General features: G+C 64.0%; 15 protein-coding genes. 1 reads left to right on the forward strand and 14 read right to left on the reverse strand.

The genetic code is table 11. The features are described from left to right. Positions 1-205: 205 nt before the first annotated feature. From dtd to htpG, 5 genes are all read right to left on the reverse strand, one after another. The gene (gene dtd, locus GDJ97_RS07185; protein ID WP_152070619.1) at positions 206-652 is read right to left on the reverse strand and encodes a D-aminoacyl-tRNA deacylase; all 447 of its coding nucleotides are present in this window, start codon (positions 650-652) and stop codon (positions 206-208) included. After that, on the reverse strand, positions 649-1299 hold the full coding sequence (gene rdgB / locus GDJ97_RS07190; RefSeq protein WP_226808908.1) for an RdgB/HAM1 family non-canonical purine NTP pyrophosphatase: 651 nt from the start codon (positions 1297-1299) through the stop codon (positions 649-651). The genes dtd and rdgB overlap by 4 nt, the downstream gene beginning before the upstream one ends. A 175-nt stretch (positions 1300-1474) precedes the next feature. Further along, positions 1475-3658 (reverse strand): YhgE/Pip domain-containing protein, encoded by a 2184-nt coding sequence (locus GDJ97_RS07195; protein ID WP_152070620.1) that lies wholly within the window; start codon positions 3656-3658, stop codon positions 1475-1477. Beyond that, complete coding sequence (locus GDJ97_RS07200) at positions 3651-6308, reverse strand: YhgE/Pip domain-containing protein (RefSeq protein ID WP_226808909.1); 2658 nt, start codon at positions 6306-6308, stop codon at positions 3651-3653. The genes GDJ97_RS07195 and GDJ97_RS07200 overlap by 8 nt, the downstream gene beginning before the upstream one ends. Positions 6309-6631: 323 nt before the next feature. Next, the gene (gene htpG / locus GDJ97_RS07205; protein ID WP_152070621.1) at positions 6632-8650 is read right to left on the reverse strand and encodes a molecular chaperone HtpG; all 2019 of its coding nucleotides are present in this window, start codon (positions 8648-8650) and stop codon (positions 6632-6634) included. A 218-nt stretch (positions 8651-8868) separates the two neighbouring features. Here htpG and GDJ97_RS07210 point away from each other — a divergent pair, with 218 nt between their 5' ends. After that, on the forward strand, positions 8869-9597 hold the full coding sequence (locus GDJ97_RS07210; protein WP_193221354.1) for an acyl-[acyl-carrier-protein] thioesterase: 729 nt from the start codon (positions 8869-8871) through the stop codon (positions 9595-9597). A gap of 57 nt (positions 9598-9654) precedes the next feature. Here the strand turns inward: GDJ97_RS07210 and GDJ97_RS07215 are convergent, their stop codons facing one another. The 9 genes from GDJ97_RS07215 to GDJ97_RS07255 all read right to left on the reverse strand — a co-directional run bounded on the left by GDJ97_RS07215 (position 9655) and on the right by GDJ97_RS07255 (position 15970). Beyond that, entirely contained in the window at positions 9655-11067 is a 1413-nt protein-coding gene (locus tag GDJ97_RS07215; protein WP_152070623.1) for a cell wall metabolism sensor histidine kinase WalK, read from the reverse strand. A 3-nt stretch (positions 11068-11070) separates the two neighbouring features. Then, the gene (locus GDJ97_RS07220; RefSeq protein WP_152070624.1) at positions 11071-11751 is read right to left on the reverse strand and encodes a winged helix-turn-helix domain-containing protein; all 681 of its coding nucleotides are present in this window, start codon (positions 11749-11751) and stop codon (positions 11071-11073) included. A gap of 99 nt (positions 11752-11850) precedes the next feature. Next, the gene (gene hypB, locus GDJ97_RS07225) at positions 11851-12531 is read right to left on the reverse strand and encodes a hydrogenase nickel incorporation protein HypB (RefSeq protein ID WP_152070625.1); all 681 of its coding nucleotides are present in this window, start codon (positions 12529-12531) and stop codon (positions 11851-11853) included. A gap of 65 nt (positions 12532-12596) precedes the next feature. Beyond that, the gene (locus GDJ97_RS07230; RefSeq protein WP_152070626.1) at positions 12597-12950 is read right to left on the reverse strand and encodes a hydrogenase maturation nickel metallochaperone HypA; all 354 of its coding nucleotides are present in this window, start codon (positions 12948-12950) and stop codon (positions 12597-12599) included. 6 nt (positions 12951-12956) lie between these two features. Then, positions 12957-13751, reverse strand: a complete 795-nt coding sequence (tatC, locus tag GDJ97_RS07235; RefSeq protein WP_193221355.1) for a twin-arginine translocase subunit TatC — start codon at positions 13749-13751, stop codon at positions 12957-12959. Beyond that, positions 13751-14326: a twin-arginine translocase TatA/TatE family subunit gene (locus GDJ97_RS07240; RefSeq protein WP_193221356.1), complete on the reverse strand. Its 576-nt coding sequence runs from the start codon at positions 14324-14326 to the stop codon at positions 13751-13753. The genes tatC and GDJ97_RS07240 overlap by 1 nt, the downstream gene beginning before the upstream one ends. Before the next feature lie 105 nt (positions 14327-14431). After that, the gene (locus tag GDJ97_RS07245) at positions 14432-14746 is read right to left on the reverse strand and encodes an STAS domain-containing protein (RefSeq protein WP_152070628.1); all 315 of its coding nucleotides are present in this window, start codon (positions 14744-14746) and stop codon (positions 14432-14434) included. Between the two features lie 54 nt (positions 14747-14800). Next, positions 14801-15544 carry a tetratricopeptide repeat protein gene (locus GDJ97_RS07250; RefSeq protein WP_152070629.1) on the reverse strand — a complete coding sequence of 248 codons (744 nt, stop codon included), beginning with the start codon at positions 15542-15544 and terminating at the stop codon, positions 14801-14803. A 9-nt stretch (positions 15545-15553) separates the two neighbouring features. Beyond that, the gene (locus GDJ97_RS07255) at positions 15554-15970 is read right to left on the reverse strand and encodes a hypothetical protein (RefSeq protein ID WP_152070630.1); all 417 of its coding nucleotides are present in this window, start codon (positions 15968-15970) and stop codon (positions 15554-15556) included. Positions 15971-16054: the final 84 nt, after the last annotated feature.

Here is a 16054-nt window from a genome sequence, read left to right on the forward strand (position 1 = left end):
TCAGCCTAACTTAGTCATAGACGCCTATAAGTATAGCAGGGTTTCACTCTTCGGCAAAATGGCTGCTCTCCCGCGCGCACCCTACCCCGCCGAGATACGAAAACGCCGCACACCCGACGCTCCACAGCCAAAGAGCTGAGATAGAACGCCGATCGTGCAGTGTTAGATTTCGAAGCGGCGCTCAAAGCCCCGCAAAACGGGCGCGCTACAGCTCGTCGGTGTCTAATACGATGGTGAACGGCCCATCGTTGACCAGGCTCACCTGCATGTCGGCCCCGAACCGGCCCGTTGCCACATGCGGCACGTCCGCGCGCACCAAGCTGACGAAATACTCGTAGAGCCGTTCGGCGTGCGCCGGATCACCCGCGGCGGTAAAGCTCGGACGACGCCCGCGCCGGCAGTCCGCGTACAGCGTGAACTGGGAAACCACCAGCACTTCGCCGTTCACGTCGGCAAGCGAGAGGTTCGTCTTGCGGTTCTCGTCGTCGTTTATGCGAAGCGTCCCGAGCTTGCCCCAGAGCTTCTCCGCCGCCACCTCGGTATCGGCAGCGCTCACGCCGAGCAGCACCAGGTAGCCGCGGCCGATGCTTCCCACCGATTCCCCGTCGATGTGCACCGCAGCCTCGGATACGCGCTGGACCACGGCCCTCACGCGGCATCGCCTTCAGCGGGCATGATCTGGCGCGCAAGGTCTTGCAGCGCATGGAACCTGTGGCTGATGGCGTTCTTCTGCGCCGGCTCCAGCTCGGCCATGGTGAGCCCCGGCGTATCGTTGGGCAGGAAGAGCGGGTCGTAGCCAAACCCATGCTCACCGCGCCCCTCGTGCCCGATGACGCCCTCGCAGGCACCCTCGCCCGTGAGCACGGCACCCGATGCATCCACGAGCGCGATCACGCTCATGAAGCGCGCCGCCCGCTCCCCATCGGGCACGCCGGCGAGCTTCTCCAGCAGCTTGGCGTTGTTCGCCGCATCGTCACCGTGCACCCCGGCGTAGCGCGCCGAGTACACGCCCGGTTCGCCGTCCAGCGCATCCACAACGAGGCCGGAATCGTCGGCGATGGCTGAGAGCCCCGTCTCCTCGACCGCAGCCTCGGCCTTGATGAGCGCGTTCTCTAGGAACGTGGATCCCGTCTCCTCCGGATCGGGGAACTCCCCCAGCTGACCGAGCGCCACGAACCGCACCCCCGGCAGCACGCCGGACAGGATATCCTCAATCTCCACCAGCTTGTGCATGTTTCCCGTAGCCACCACCACGGTAGAGGCGGGGTCGAGCGTATCGATGTTAACGTGCTCCAACACGACATTCCCCTTTCAGATTGAGACAACGCAGGGCCACAGCATACCCCGCGACGCCCGGGCACGCCAACGGTCCCCCACCCCCGACACCCCGCACCCGGCGCCGCCCCTCCCGTCGGGGTCGGGCGGCGCGATTTTCGAGCGAACTGCGAAGACCCCGGTGTGAAGGCGCGGGACGCTACATGAGCTTCGTGCTCTCCATCTTCTCGATGATCCAGTCGTTCGCGCGGATCACCGGACGGCGGAGCAGGAGGCCCAGCGCCAGAATCGGGATGAAGTACAGTGCCACGCAGCCGAGTTCGATCCAATACTCAGCACCCCAACCGCCGGCCATGGCGGCGTGCATCGCGTTGATCAGGTGCGCCGCGGGCAGGAACGGATAGACCGACTGGAAGAAGCTCGCCGTCATCTCGATGGGGAACGTGCCGCCGGAACCGCCCACCTGCATCACCAACAGCACCACGGCGAGTGCCTTGCCGATGTCGCCGAACGAGACCGTGAGCGTGTAGATGAAGAGGACGAACATGAGGCCGCCGACCCAGCCTGCCAGGAGGTATTGCAGCGGGTTCTGGCACTGGATGCCGAAGAACAGCAGCTCGCCCGCGAGCATGAGGGTACTCTGGCAAAGCGAGAGCGCGCCGAACAGGCAGAACCGGCCAAGGTACAGGTGGTGCAGGCGCACCGGCGCCGAAAGCTCGGCCACGAGCTTGTCGTCAACCGCCACCTTCATCATGGCCGCGAGCACGATGCCGCCCACCCAGAGCGAGACCGAGGTGTAGAACGGCGCCATGGCGGAACCGTAGTTCTTGATGTGATAGACGGAATGCGTCTCCAGGCCCACGGGTGCGGCGAGGGCGTCGGCCAGGGCCTCCGGGTCGTTGCCGATGATGCCGCGGATCTTGTCGAGGTCGCCCGACTGCGCGGCGGCATCCAGCTCGTCCTTCACCTTTTGCAGGTTGTCTCCCGTATCGCTGAGCGCCTGGGAGGAATCCGCCAGGATTCCGTTCACCTTCTTGAGGTCGCTCGCCAGGGAATCGGAGGCCGTGGAGAGCCCGTTCACCGTCTGGTTCAGGCTGTCCGAGATACCCTGGGCACTCGTGGTGATTCCCGAGATGGTGGACTCCAGCTGACCCGCCTGATCCTTCAACGTGCCCTCATAGTCGGACTGCAACTGGCTGATGCTCTGCTTGGCCTCGGTGATCACCTGCTGGGCGGAGGCGTAGTCGGCATCGGCCTCGGTGAGCTTGCCCTCAAGCTTCTCCGCCGCCTCGATCAGGCGGTCCGCCTGGTTGTGCTGCTTGGTCGCCACGCTTCGCAGCGCGGTCTTCAGGACGTTCAGCTGCAGGCCGTAGGTCTGCTCGAACTCCTCCACGCGCGAGATGAGCCCGCCATCGCCGTCGATCTCGCTCGCGCGCGCATCCAGGCTGTTCGCAGCCTGGCGCAGCCACGAGATCGCACCCTGCACGTCGTCGCCTGCGGAACGGAGCGCTTTGTCGAGCGCGTTTTGCACATCGTCAAAGCTCGAGGAGCTGTCCGCGAGCGCCTTGTTGATGGTGGCCGTCACGTCGCCGAGGCCGCTCTCGATGTCACCCAGGCCCGACTTCGCATCGGCCAGCAGGTCCTTCGAGCGCTTGCTCGTGTCTTCCGTCGAGCCGAGCAGGTTACCGGTGGTAGACACGAGGTCGGCCGTGGAGCCGAGCAGCGAGGCGTAGGAGCCGGTGTTGCTCGCGGCGTCGCGCAGGCTCGAGATGCCGTCGCCGAGCGTGGCGGAGAGGTTCGCCACGTAGTTCTCCACCTTGTCCGAATCCATGAAGTCGAGAAGGCCCGAGGTCGACGCCAGGCCCACGTCGCTCACCGTCTCGGTGAAGGTGGTATCGATCTGCTGGCGCACCGTGCTCGCGCCCTTGTCCGTCACGCGCGGGGCGATGGCGTTCATCTTCTGGTTCTCGTAATAGTCGATCTGCGCGTGCTCCACGTGGGTGGCAAAGAGCGTCATCATCTTGGCGCTGAAGTCTTTGGGGATCACCACGGCGGCATAGTAGTCGCCCGCCTTCACCCCCTCTACGGCGCGGTCCTCGTCCACAAACACCCAGTCGAGACCGTCGTTGGCGCGCAGCGCGTTGACCACGGAATCGCCCATGTTCACCTTCACGGGAATGAGGTCGCTCTGGTAGCCCTCATCGGAGTTGGCCACCGCCACCTTGAGGTTGCCGGTGTTGCCGTACGGATCCCAGCTACCGGCGATGTTGAACCACGCGTACAGACAGGGAATGATCACCAGGCCCACCACGACCACCAGGCCGATGACGCTGCGGCTGATGTTCGCGCAATCGCGCTTGAACAGACGGATGATGTTACGCATCGGCCTCACCGCCCTTCTCGGCGCCAGCATCCGCTGCTGCGCCCTCCGCTGATTCCCCTGACGCCCCCGCTCGCGGCGCCGAACTCTGCACCTGCACGCCGAACATCCGGGCAACCGAGGGGAGAGCGGCGGTGTGCCGGCGAATCTCCTCACGCAGCTTGTCATCCGAAAGCGCTGAGACGCGCATCTGCGTGTTCAGGCTCTCGCGCACGTACTCAAGGTTGATGAGATAGGTGTCGGCGAGGACCACGACCACGATCCACAGCACGAGCATCACGATCTTGCCGTCGTTGGAAAGGTCGAGCAGCCAAGTGAGCAGGAAGAGCAGCATCGGCAGACCGAGGACCATGCAGAAGCCCGCACGCACCCGGGCCGGATAGGCCTGCTCAAAACGCGTGGCACGCGCGACGATGGCATCGCGGTAACCCTCGCCATCGAGCAGGGCGCGCATGGCCAAGCGCACCGAGAAGCGCGGGTTGGGCAGGTTGTTGCTCTCGCAGAGCATGACGCCCGTGGTGGAGAGCTGGCGGTCGAACAGCAGGTTGAGGTTGAGCATGAACGGCCGGAGCACCAGGCCCACCACGAGAGCCAAAACCAGGAAGACGCCCAGCACGGCCAGGTTGGCCCAGTAGTACATGCCGTACATGCCGCCGATGGTCTCGCGCAGCGCGTTGATGCCGTAGGTGAACGGCAGGAAGGGATGGAGCCACTGGTAAAAGCCGGGCATCATCTCGATGGGGTACATGCCCGAGGAGCCCGGGATCTGCACGATCACCAAGATGACGCCGAGCGCCTTGCCGATGTGCTTGAAGGTGATGGAGAGCGCGTAGATGATATTCACGTAGACAAAGCTCGTCCACACGCCTGCCAGCACGAAGAGCACCGGCTCATGGCACTGCGTTCCGAGCACGAGGTCGCCCACGCACACAATCACGGCCTGCACGAAGCCCAGGAGCACCAACAGCAGCCAACGGCCAAAGTACCCCTCCTTCGCGTTGAACTCACCCACGCCCTCCGGATCGACCTCCAGCTTGATGATGGCGATGAGCACGAAACCGCCCACCCAGAGCGCCAAGTTGGTGTAGAACGGCGCCACACCGGAGCCGTAATTCGACACCGGATACACCGTCTGCGTGTTGAGCGTCACCGGAGAGGACATGAAGTCGGAGACGTCGCTCGCGTTGACGCCCAACAGCTCAGACAGCTCGTCCATGACCTGGGAGCTCTGCAGCGCGCGGATGTCCGTGGCAGCGTCGTCCAACGAGCCCTGCACGTCGGCCACAGCGCCATCCGTCTGCGCGATAGCTGTCTTGGCCTGGTCGAGCGTGGCGTTCAGCTGCGAGAGCGTACCGCGCGTCTGGGCGATTACCGGCTCGAGCGAGGCAATGACACCTGTAAGGTCGCCCGAGACGTCCGAGAAGGAATCCAGGCCCGCCGAGAGCTTGGGCAGCGCCGTGGAGTTCACGCTGTCGTGCGCGGCGTCGATGGTGGAGATGCCCGTCTGCACGGCGGTGTCCAACGCGGTAGAGGCGTTGTTCACCTTTGTGGCGGTATCGGTGATGGCGCTCGCCTGCCGGTGCAGCGAGTCAGCCAACGTGTTGATGCCACCCTGGACGTCCTGCAGCTGGGACACCAGCTTGTTCTTGGCGTCGTCGGGCAGCAGCGTGCCGTTGATGAGCTCCTTGAGGTCATCGATATCGGACACCACGCCGTCGAGTGCCGTGGCGGAATCGTCTACATAGCCCTGGGTCATCACCACGGTGGTGCTCACCTTGCCCACCGCGGCGCTCGCGGTAGACGACGCCTTGCCCATCAGGCGATTGGCACCAGAAAGCGCCGAAGAAAGGGAGGTAGAGAAGTCGCGCGAGGTCGTGCGCGTGGTGGCAAGCAGGGTATCGCCCTCGTCGAGCGCCTGCACGAGTTGCGGCAGCTGGTCGTTCAGCTTTCCGAGCGTGGTGTCGGCGGAGGTCACGGCGTCCTTGGTGGCATCCACCGAATCCTGCATGCCCGAGAGCGCGGAACGAACCTTGTCCAACGCTTTGCGCGCCTCAGCGGTGTTGGCGAGGATGCCGGACTCGGCATCGGCACCCTTGCCCTTGGCGATCGTACCAACATCCTGCAGCGTCTTCACGAGCGTCTTGGAGACCGTGGAGACGAAGGTGGAGTTGATCTGCTCCTGGATGGTGGAGGCGCCCGTGTCCGTCACCTTGGGCGCGATGGCGTTCTTCTTCTCGTTCACGTAGTAGACGAGCTTGGGCTCCGTGAACTCACCCGTGAGCATGCTCGTGAGCTTCTCGCTGAAGTCCTTAGGGATGATGATGCCCGCGTAGTAATCGCCGCGGTAGACGCCCTCCTTGGCCTCCTTGGCATCGGTGAAGGTCCATCCCAGCTGGTCGTTTTTGCGCAGCTGCTCGATCACCTGCTTGCCGGCGTTCATGGTGCCCGTGTACTCGTTCGTGGTGCCCTCGTCCTCGTTGGCCACGGCTATCTTGATGTTGGCCGTGTTGGCGTACGGATCCCAGTTGGCCACGATGTTGTACCACGCGTAGAGCGAGGGGATCACGCATACGCCGATGGTGATGACGAGCGCCACCGGGTTGCGCAGCAAGCGCATGATGTCACGCCGAAAGATCTGAAGGGCCTTGTTCACGATTCCACCCCAAGGGTTGAGGACACGATGCTCCGGTCACAGGTTTTTCCACAGTTGTTTATTATTGTATCCGAACCAACGCCGTTTAGAAATCATTCAAGATTTGTCCCTAACCTGGTAGGGAGAGCATGGAGCCACGTCCACGCTTCCGGCGCGTTATTTCTCTCAGCGAGGACCGCCGAAGACGCCGAAGGCGGCCGGGGCATGCCCAAAGCGACACGCCGCAGCGAACTGCGCAAACGACGAAGCCGTTTGCCAGTCTCGCAAGGACTGAGCGAAGGGCATACCCCGGCCGCCGACCGGAGCGCTTAGGTGAATCCGAGCTACATCAGATTGCAAACCGCCTGGGCGAACGCCACCGGATCCTCCGGCAGGATGCCCTCAACCAGCAGCGCCTGATCGTACAGCAGGCCAGCGTACTGGGCGAGCTTCTCCTTCTCGCCGGCCTTCTGGGCAGCCACGAGCTTTTCGAAGACCGGGTGTTTGGCGTTGAGCTCGAGCACACGCTGACTCTTCGGCGCGCCCTCGGCCTCGGGACCGCGGGCCATGACCTTCTCCATCTCGAGCGAGACGGGGCCCTCGGTGGTGATGACCGCCGGCGCGTCCATCGGACGTGCGGAGACGGCAACCTTCTCCACCTTATCGCCCAGCGCCTCCTTCATGGCCTGGAAGAGCTCCTCATGCTCCTTGGAAGCTTCCTCGGCCTGCTTCTTCTCGTCATCGGTCGCCAGGTCGAGGTCGCCCGAGGCAACGTTCTTCAGCTCGAGCGCGCGGTCCTCGGTCTCCGGCTCGGCGCCGTCGGCCACGGCCTTGGCAGCGGCCTCGCGGGCGGTGTCATCCGCATACACCTTGGGCATGTCCTTGGCCGTATAGGTGCGCATGGCCTGGAAGGTGAACTCGTCCACGTCGGCCGTGCAGAGCAGCACGTCGTAGCCGCGGTCAAGCACGCCGTGCACCACGGGCATCTTGGACAGACGATCGCGGTCGTCGCCCGCGGCGTAGTACACCGCCTTCTGGCCCTCGGGCATCGCCTTGGCGTACTCGGCAAGCGTGACCATCTTCTGCTCGCGCGCGCTCCAGAACAACAGCAGGTCGGCGAGCTCGTCGGCCTTCATGCCGTAGCTCTGGTAGATGCCGAACTTGAGGCCGCGGCCAAAGTTCTCGAAGAACCTCTCATAGGCCTCGCGGTCGTCGTCGCGCATCTTCTGCAACTCGGCGGTAATCTTCTTCTCCACGCGGTTGGCGATAGCATGGAGCTGACGATCGTGCTGCAGCGTCTCGCGGCTGATGTTCAGGCTCACGTCGGCGGAGTCCACGATACCGCGGACGAAGTTGTAGTAGTCGGGCACAAGGTCGGCGCACTTCTCCATGATCATGACGTTGGAGCTGTAGAGCGCAAGGCCCTTCTGGTAGTCCTTGCTGTACAGGTCGAACGGGGCCTTACCGGGGATGAACAGCAGCGCGTCGTACTCGAGTGCGCCCTCGGCGTGGAAAGAGAAGGTGCGGGCCGGGTCCTCCCAGTCGTGGAACGTGGACTTGTAGAACTCGTTGTATTCCTCGGGCGTAACGTCCGAGCTGCGCTTCTTCCAGATGGGCGTCATGGAGTTGAGCGTCTCGAGTTCCTGGTAGTCCTCGTACTCGGGCTTGTAGTCGTCGCCTGCATCCTCGGGCTTGGGCTTCTGACGGCTCTTGGTGACCATCATCTGGATGGGGTAGCGCACGTAGTTGCTAAAGCGACGCACCAGGTCCTTGAGTCCCCACTCGGAGAGGTAGGTGTCGTAGTTCTCGCCCTGCTCGCCGTCGACGCCGGGCACGTTCTCGCGAATGGTGAGGATGACGTCCGTACCGTGCTCCGCGCGCTCGCCGTCCTCGATGGTGTAACCCTCAAGGCCGTCGGACTCCCACACATGGGCGGTCTCCTCGCCAAAGGCGCGGCTCACCACGCGCACCTTGGAGGCGACCATAAAGGCGGAGTAGAAGCCCACGCCGAACTGCCCGATGATGTCCACGTCGTCACCCTGGTGCTCGGCGTTCTCGCGCTTGAACTCCTGGCTACCGGAGTGCGCGATGGTGCCCAGGTTGCGCTCCAACTCGTCCGCCGTCATGCCGATGCCGTTATCGGAGACGGTCAGCGTACGCGCGTCCTTATCGAACGAGAGGCGAATGGCCAAGTCGCCCTCGCCCACCTTGATGCTCGGGTCCTGGAGGCTCTTGAAGTTGAGCTTGTCCACTGCGTCCGAAGCGTTGGAGATCAGCTCGCGCAGAAAGATCTCCTTGTTGGTGTAGATGGAATTGATCATGAGGTCCAGGAGCTTCTTGCTCTCTGTCTTAAACTCGTGCATGCATGCGTCCCTTCGTTGCTGCGGCCATGCGGCCGAATTCATACCGGAAGACATACTACCCGGTTTGCGCTCAGATAACCTGAGTCAATAAGACTTAGATTTTTTCTCCCGGCACACACTGCCGTAAACACCGCCGCATGCGCACTGGTTTTCATTTGAAGGCTTTCCCGCCGCGCTACAATTCGAATCGCAACATATGTGGAGAAACGAGGTCATCCATGTACAGCTTCGAAAGCCGCGTGCGCTATTCCGAGATCGACGAGGATCTTCACCTGACCGTCCCGGCGCTCATCAACTACCTGCAGGATTGCTCGACGTTCCACTCCCAGGCCGTGGGCCGGGGCCCGGCACATGCTGCCGCCTCGGGCCATGCCTGGATGCTCTCGGCTTGGGAGATCGTCATCGATGCGCTGCCCGCTTTCAACCAAGATATCCGCGTGTCCACGTGGCCCACGTGCTTCAAGGGGCTCATGGCCGCGCGCAACTTTACCGTGTGCGACGCCGCGGACCCCGCCGGCGAGCACCCGCTCGTGCGCGCGAACTCCAGCTGGTTCCTGTTCGCCGCCGCCGCCGGTACGCCCATGCGCATCCCCGCCGACGAATCCGATCCCTACCTGTCCGACGTGGCCGAACCGCTCGACATGCCCGCCATGCCGCGTCGCATCCGTACCGCGGATGCGGGCGAGGCGGCCGCGCCGGTCATCGTGACGGGCGCGCACATCGACACCAACCACCATGTGAACAACGCGCAGTACGTGAGCCTGGCGCTCGGCGCGCTGCCCGAGGACGATATGCCCAACATCCATCGGCTCGATGTGCAGTACCACACCGCGGCCAAGCTGGGCGATACCATCTACCCGCATATCCATCACGAAGGCGACGCCGGCACCATCATCACGCTCGATGACGCCGAGGCCAAGCCCTACGCGATCGTGCGCGTCGCGTAGCGGCTCCTGCCGCACACGCCGAACTGGCCCGCGAGCAGGGCAAGCGCGCCGGCACGGCTACGGTTGCGCGGGAAAGGTAACGGTAAAGGCGGTACCCTTACCGAGCTCGCTGTCCACGTCGATCGTCGCATGATGGAAGAGCGCCGCGTGCTTGACGATCGCGAGACCGAGCCCCGTGCCGCCGCGCGCCTTCGAACGGCTCTTATCAACGCGATAGAACCGCTCGAAGATCTTGTCGCGCTCCTCCGGCGCGATACCGATTCCCGTGTCAGCCACGCGCACGAAGGGAGCATCGTCTGCATCGAACCCGCAGGACACCGTCACGATCCCGCCGGGTCGGTTGTAGCGGATCGCGTTGCTCGCCAGGTTGTAGACCAGCTCGTCCAACAAGCGCCAGATGCCGTTCACGTTCGCGGGCGCCAGTTCCAGTTTCATGGTGACGTCCGCCTTCTCGGCCGGCCCCTCCAAACGCTGGCACACGGAATCGACGAGCTCCTCGAGCGCCACATTCTCCTGCACGCCCATGATCTCGTCCATGCGATGGTCGTCTTCACCGGCATGCTCGGCCTCGTCCAGGTTGGAAAGGATGAGGATGTCGTTCACCAATGCAGTCAGGTGGCCGGCCTCGCGGTAGATGCGCTTGCCGAACTTCTTCAGATCCTTCTTGGTTTCCACCATGTCGTTCGCGATGAGCTCGGCGTAGCCCGAGATAGCCGTGAGCGGTGTCTTCAGCTCGTGCGTGATGTTGGCCGTGAACTCCCGACGCATGCGGTCGTTGTCGGCAAGCGTCCGCATCTGCGCCTTCAGCGCTTGGCGCTGGCTCTCGATGCGATCGAGCATCGGCTCCATCTCGATATAGGCGTTATCGGCCGAGCGACGTGGATGGTCCAGGTCGACGAGCTTGAGCGGCGCGATGATGGCACGGGACTCGCGTCGGGCAACGATGATCGACACCACGCCCACGAGCACGGCGAGCGCCAGCACCGGCACGATCAGTGTGAGGAACACCGTGATGAATCCCGCCTGCTGCTGGGCCAGGCGCACCACGGAACCGTCTTTTAAAAGTTCGGCCTCGTAGAGCATGACCTCGCCGAGCGTGGAGCTCGAGCGCTCGATGGAGCCATGCCCGGTCTTGAATGCATCGCTCACCTCGGGCCTGTTCTTGTGGTTCGGCAAGCTCGCCGCATCTTCCACGCTGTCGTAGGTCACCGTGCCATCCGGCGCGATGAGCGTGATGCGCGTCTGATTCAGCGTGAGACGCGAGAGCAGCTCGGTATCCGATGCCGCATCGTCCAGCGCGGCGGCAACGACCTCCGTCTCGTTGGCAAGCTCGGCGCGCGCGGCTCCCGTCAGACGATTTTGAAGGTAAACCGTACCAGCCACGGTAAAGACAACGATGACCGCAAGCGCCACGTAGAATACGGTGAGGAACACGCGGCGCGAAAGGGAGCGCTTGGGACGCGGCGCCATGAACTACTCCCCCACCTCGGCAAAGCGATAGCCCACGCCGCGCACGGTCTCAATCAAGTGTGCATGGTCACCGAGCTTCTGACGGAGCGTCTGAACATGCACGTCCACCGTACGAGAGCCGCCGTCGAAATCCCAACCCCAGACGCTCCGGAGCAGCGCCTCGCGGCTGAACACGGTTCCGGGCTTGCGCATGAGGTACTCGAGAAGATCGAATTCGCGGAGCGTGAGCTTGAGCTCCTTGCCATCCACGGTCGCACGGCGATGGCTGGGCGAGAGCTCGATGCCCGCGAGCTTCATGCTGTCCGGCGTCTTCTTGTTCATGCCGCCGCGGCGCAGCAGCGCGCGGCAGCGGCTCGTGAGCTCCATCAGGCTGAACGGCTTGGTGAGGTAGTCGTCCGCACCGTCGTCGAGCGCCACGACCTTATCGAGCTCGGCGTCTTTGGCCGTGAGCATCATGATGGGCACGGTCGCCGTCTCCTGGTTGGAGCGCAGCCGGCGAAGAATCGCCAGGCCATCGGTATCGGGGAGCATGATGTCCAGCAGCACCGCATCGGGTACCCGCCGTGCCACGGCAGCCTTGAACTCGCTATCGCACGAGAAGCCCTCGGCGTCGATTCCCTGCTGGTGCAGCGCGTACAGCGCGAGCTTACGGATGCTGTCGTCGTCCTCAACGTAGTAGATCATGATGCCACCTTACCGACCCCGATTGCTTTGCACATGATACACGCGTTTCGTAAGCGCGCGGTAAAGGGCGCTCCAGCCGCACCGAGCGGCGCGAGGCGGCTACGCCCGCGCGGCAGAGATCTGCTCCAGCAGCCAGCTGCACCACGCATCCATGCCGGTTCCCTTGGTGGCGCTCACCTGAAAACGCGGCGCCTCGGGATTCAGGTTGTCGAGTGTGGCGGTGTAGGCATCCAGGTCGAAGTCGAAGGCGGGCGCCACGTCGACCTTGTTGAGCAGGTTCACGCCCGCGTGCTGGAAGATGCCCGGATACTTAACAGGCTTGTCGTCGCCCTCGGGCACGGAGAGGATCATCGCGGAGAGGTTCTCGCCCAGATCAAAGTCCACGGGGCACACCAGGTTGCCCACGTTCTCGATGAAGATGACGTCGATCTTGTCCATGCCCACGCCGGCGTCGAGCGCGTCCACGGCCTCGCGGATCATGTTGCCTTCCAGATGGCAAAGGCCGCCCGTGTTGATCTGGATGGACGGCATGCCAGCCTCCTTGCAGGCCTGGGCATCCACGTCCGAGGCGATATCGCCCTCGATGACGGCGCAGGTGAGGCCCGCGGCACGCAGGCGCTCATTGGTAGCGAGGATGGTGGAGGTCTTGCCGGAGCCGGGGCTCGAGAGCACGTTGATCACGTAGGTCCCCGTCTCGGCAAAGCGCCGGCGAAGCTCATCTGCCAACCGCTCGTTGCGCGACAGGATGGGCGTTGCGATGTCGACCGTCTTCTCAGCCATAGTGCTCTCCTCTTTCCTCTCGCCGGCGCGGTTCTCGGCCCGTCCCTGCGGGCCGTCATCCCCACTTAGTCCGGCGTCTCGATCTCCATGTTCACGATATCCAGCTCACGGCCCCGGATGGCGCTCGTCTCACCGCTGCCGCACACCGGGCAGCGTAGATGCCAGCGGTCGTGGTCGAATTCGGCCCCGCACGCCAAACAGACGCTCCGCGGATGGACCTCCTCAACCACGAGTTCGGCCTCGGCGGTCAACGGATCGTCCTCGCGCATGGCCTCCCAGGCAAAATCGAGGGACTCGCGCACCACCTCGCGCATATCGCCCACACGGAGCCGCACGGAGATGATCCGCGAGGCACCAGCCTGACGCGCCGTCTCGATGGCGCACTTCAGCACGCCGTCAACGAGCCCCACCTCGTGCACGGTTGCCTACTCCTCGTCCTCGTCGTCATCCGAGAAGAACGCGGTCAGGCGGCCCTCGGAAAGGCCCTTCTTGCCTTCGCGGGCGACGATGACGATACGGGTGACCGCGAGCGAGACCTCATACAGCGAGAGCATGGCCGCATACATCATGAGCAACGTAATGGGGTTGGCATCCGGGGTAATGGACGCGGAGACCACCATCATGGCCACGTAGATGTAGCGCCAGGCAGCGCGGAAGCTAGAGTACGGCACGATGTGGAACACGGCCAGGTAGAACACGATCAGCGGCAGCTCGAACGAGACGCCGAAGCCGATGAGCAGGAGGATCTCGATGTTGATGTAGTTCTCAAGATCGGCCATAGGGTCGGCGATCGTCTTGGTCTCGCCCAGCAGCCACTCAAATCCCGGCGGGACGATGATGAAGTAGCAGAACACCGCACCCACGAAGAACAGCACCGTGGCGGCGACGACGGTGGGGACTACCCACTTGCGCTCGTTCGGCTTGAGGGCCGGGAGGAAGAACGCGAGGATCTGCCACACGATCATGGGCGTGCACATGACGACGGCGGTCTTCACCGCCACGCCGAACTTGACGGCAAAGCCGCCGAGCGCACCCGTCATGACGAACTTGCCCCCGTCCAGGTAGGGCTCGATGGGCGCCTTGAGCAGGTCGATGATCGTCGGCGAGGCAAAGTACATCACGATGGTGGCGATGACCACGCATACGACCACGATGGTGAGGCGGCGACGCAGCTCGCCCAGGTGATCGAAGAGCGGCATGCGCGCGGGACCGATGGGCATTACTGCTCACCCCCTTCGGAGGTCGTGGCATCCGAGGCAGCGGGTGCAACCTCTTCTGCGGCGGGTTCAGCGGCGTCGGCCTTCTTCTTGCGCGGACGGCGCGCGTAGAGGTCGGCCGTGGTGCGCTCCTCGGGCTCCGGCTCCGGAGCGGGCTCGGCAGGCTCCTCCGCAGTCGCGGGGGCCTCGGCGGCATCAGCGGCCGCGCCCTCGGCGGAGTCGGAAGCCTCTTCCTTCTGTGCCTTCTCGGCAGCCAGGCGCGCGCGGCGCTCGGCGAAGGTCTCCTTCTGACGCGGTGCGGACGCGTCCGCCGCGGGGGCATCGGCATCCGAATCGACACTGGAGTCGTCATCGGCGGTGCCAGCGGCCTTCTTGGACTTCGTCGGCGCGTTGGCCGCAGCGGCCATCGGGTCGATGACCTCGGCCTGCACCATAGACGTCATCTTCTCCTGCGTCTCTCTAAACTGACGCAGGGCGCGCCCGATCGTACGCCCCATCTGGGGCAGCTTGTCGGGCCCGAACAGCAAGAAGCCGAAGACCAGGATGATCGCCAGCTCGTTGGCACCAATACCAAACACGGATATCCTCCAGACGCATCTGTGCGAGCACCAACGGCACTTGGCACACCGCATAACCGTCGAATTATACCCCGGGGAGCGCCAGATACGCTACCAGAGGCCGGCCTACGCGGCGGTGATGCCGATCTCCTCCGCCACACCCAGCAGCTGCGCCACGCGCATCACGCCGGGCTGGGCGTTGATCACGGCAAAGCCGCGCTCGCGGTCGGCGGCGTGGTGGGCAGCCCCCACGAGCACGCCAATGCCCGTGGAATCGATGTAGCTCACCTGGGAGAAGTCGAGCACGACCTTCTCCGTGGGCTGCTCGAGCGCCAGGTCGATGGCACTCCGCAGGGCGTCGGCGTTCGAGATGTCGATCTCACCGGTAATCGAGATGGTGTACGCCTCGGGGCTGGGGTTCTTGGTGATACCCAAATCCATGGTGACTCCTTTGGTCGAACCGTTGGTCGTGCGCAGCGCGCGGGTGCGCTGCTCCTAGTTTTTGTTCAAAGCAGTCAAACGCTGCTGCGCGTAGGTCTTGACCTGGTAGGCATCGTCCGGGTCGGCATCGATCGCCTTTTGATACGCCGCCTTGGCGTCGTCCGTGCGGCCGGCGCTCTCGTAGAACATGCCGAGGTTCGCCCAAGCCGGACCGAACGAGGCGTCCTTGGCGGTAAAGGTCTCCAGCGCGGAGATGGCAGCCGAGGTATCACCCGAGTAGAACACGCAGATCGCGCGGTCCACCGTTGCCGACTTGGAACTCGGGCTGCCCTTCAGGTACTCGTCGTACGAGGCGATCGCCTTGCTGAAGATGTCCTGCACGTGGGAGTCGGAGGAATCAGCATAGTTGAGCGCCGCCACGCCCCAGTCGAAGTAGCCGTTGGCGAGGTTCAGCAGCGTGCTCGGATTGTCCGGATCCGCCTCGTGCTGGGCCTGCAGCTGCTTGGCGGCGGTGCCGTACATGGCGTTGACGTCGTCCATGCTGTTGATGCTGGAGTCACTCGAACTGTTGGCGGCGCCGGTCGCGGCAGCGGAGGTACCCGTGTTCGTCGTGGTGTTCGCCGCGGCGGAACCGCTCGTCGTCGCGGTGGCAGCGGAGGAACCCGCCTGCGAGACGCTCGCCGCCTTGGGCGTCAGCGCCCCCGAAAGCACCACCACAAGCAGGATGACCGCCAGCACGAGCACGGCGATCACGATCGCCGCCTGCGCCTTCTTGGTCTGCTCGGCATTGAACGCCATGACTGCCCCCTACTCCGCCGCGGAACCGCTGTCGGCCAGCGTGGCCGTACCGTCCTCGTTGATTTTCAGGTTGGGATGCCCCTCGGGCAGCACGCCCGAGGGGTCCGTGGAACTGGAGGACGTGGTCGAGGTCGTGGCCGCCGCGCTCGCGCTGCTCAGCTCGGCAAGCGTGGCCTGGGTACCCAGCAGGTAGCCGATCACCACACCCAAGATAAGCGCGATGGCGGCAATGGCGAGCACCATCCAGAACGGCGGGCCCTGACGCACGGGGGTCACGTCGGCGGACTCGGGGGCCGCCTGCTTCTGAGCCTTGGCGTCCTTACGCGCAGCCTTAACCTTCTTCGAATCGTCCGCCGGGGCCTTCTCGGCCGCGGCAGCCTCCTCGCTCATGAGCTCTTGCTCGTCATCAAAGAAATCGTCCGACATACCTTCATCCTTCATCAACGGTCGATGCATGAAGGCCATTGTAGCGAGCGCCCCACACCGCCACCGGCGCCCACGGCCCATCCT

The sequence above is a fragment of the Collinsella sp. AK_207A genome, assembly GCF_902501965.1.
In the GTDB taxonomy this organism is placed as follows: domain Bacteria; phylum Actinomycetota; class Coriobacteriia; order Coriobacteriales; family Coriobacteriaceae; genus Collinsella.

What these genes read in the sequence shown, in the direction of transcription:
- GDJ97_RS07210 (WP_193221354.1), top strand. Translation starts at nt 8,869, where the DNA reads ATGTACAGCTTCGAAAGCCGCGTGCGCTATTCCGAGATCGACGAGGAT.
- GDJ97_RS07220 (WP_152070624.1), bottom strand. Translation starts at nt 11,751, where the DNA reads ATGATCTACTACGTTGAGGACGACGACAGCATCCGTAAGCTCGCGCTG.
- GDJ97_RS07255 (WP_152070630.1), bottom strand. Translation starts at nt 15,970, where the DNA reads ATGTCGGACGATTTCTTTGATGACGAGCAAGAGCTCATGAGCGAGGAG.
- GDJ97_RS07215 (WP_152070623.1), bottom strand. Translation starts at nt 11,067, where the DNA reads ATGGCGCCGCGTCCCAAGCGCTCCCTTTCGCGCCGCGTGTTCCTCACC.
- tatC (WP_193221355.1), bottom strand. Translation starts at nt 13,751, where the DNA reads ATGCCCATCGGTCCCGCGCGCATGCCGCTCTTCGATCACCTGGGCGAG.
- hypB (WP_152070625.1), bottom strand. Translation starts at nt 12,531, where the DNA reads ATGGCTGAGAAGACGGTCGACATCGCAACGCCCATCCTGTCGCGCAAC.
- GDJ97_RS07245 (WP_152070628.1), bottom strand. Translation starts at nt 14,746, where the DNA reads ATGGATTTGGGTATCACCAAGAACCCCAGCCCCGAGGCGTACACCATC.
- GDJ97_RS07195 (WP_152070620.1), bottom strand. Translation starts at nt 3,658, where the DNA reads ATGCGTAACATCATCCGTCTGTTCAAGCGCGATTGCGCGAACATCAGC.
- htpG (WP_152070621.1), bottom strand. Translation starts at nt 8,650, where the DNA reads ATGCACGAGTTTAAGACAGAGAGCAAGAAGCTCCTGGACCTCATGATC.
- GDJ97_RS07250 (WP_152070629.1), bottom strand. Translation starts at nt 15,544, where the DNA reads ATGGCGTTCAATGCCGAGCAGACCAAGAAGGCGCAGGCGGCGATCGTG.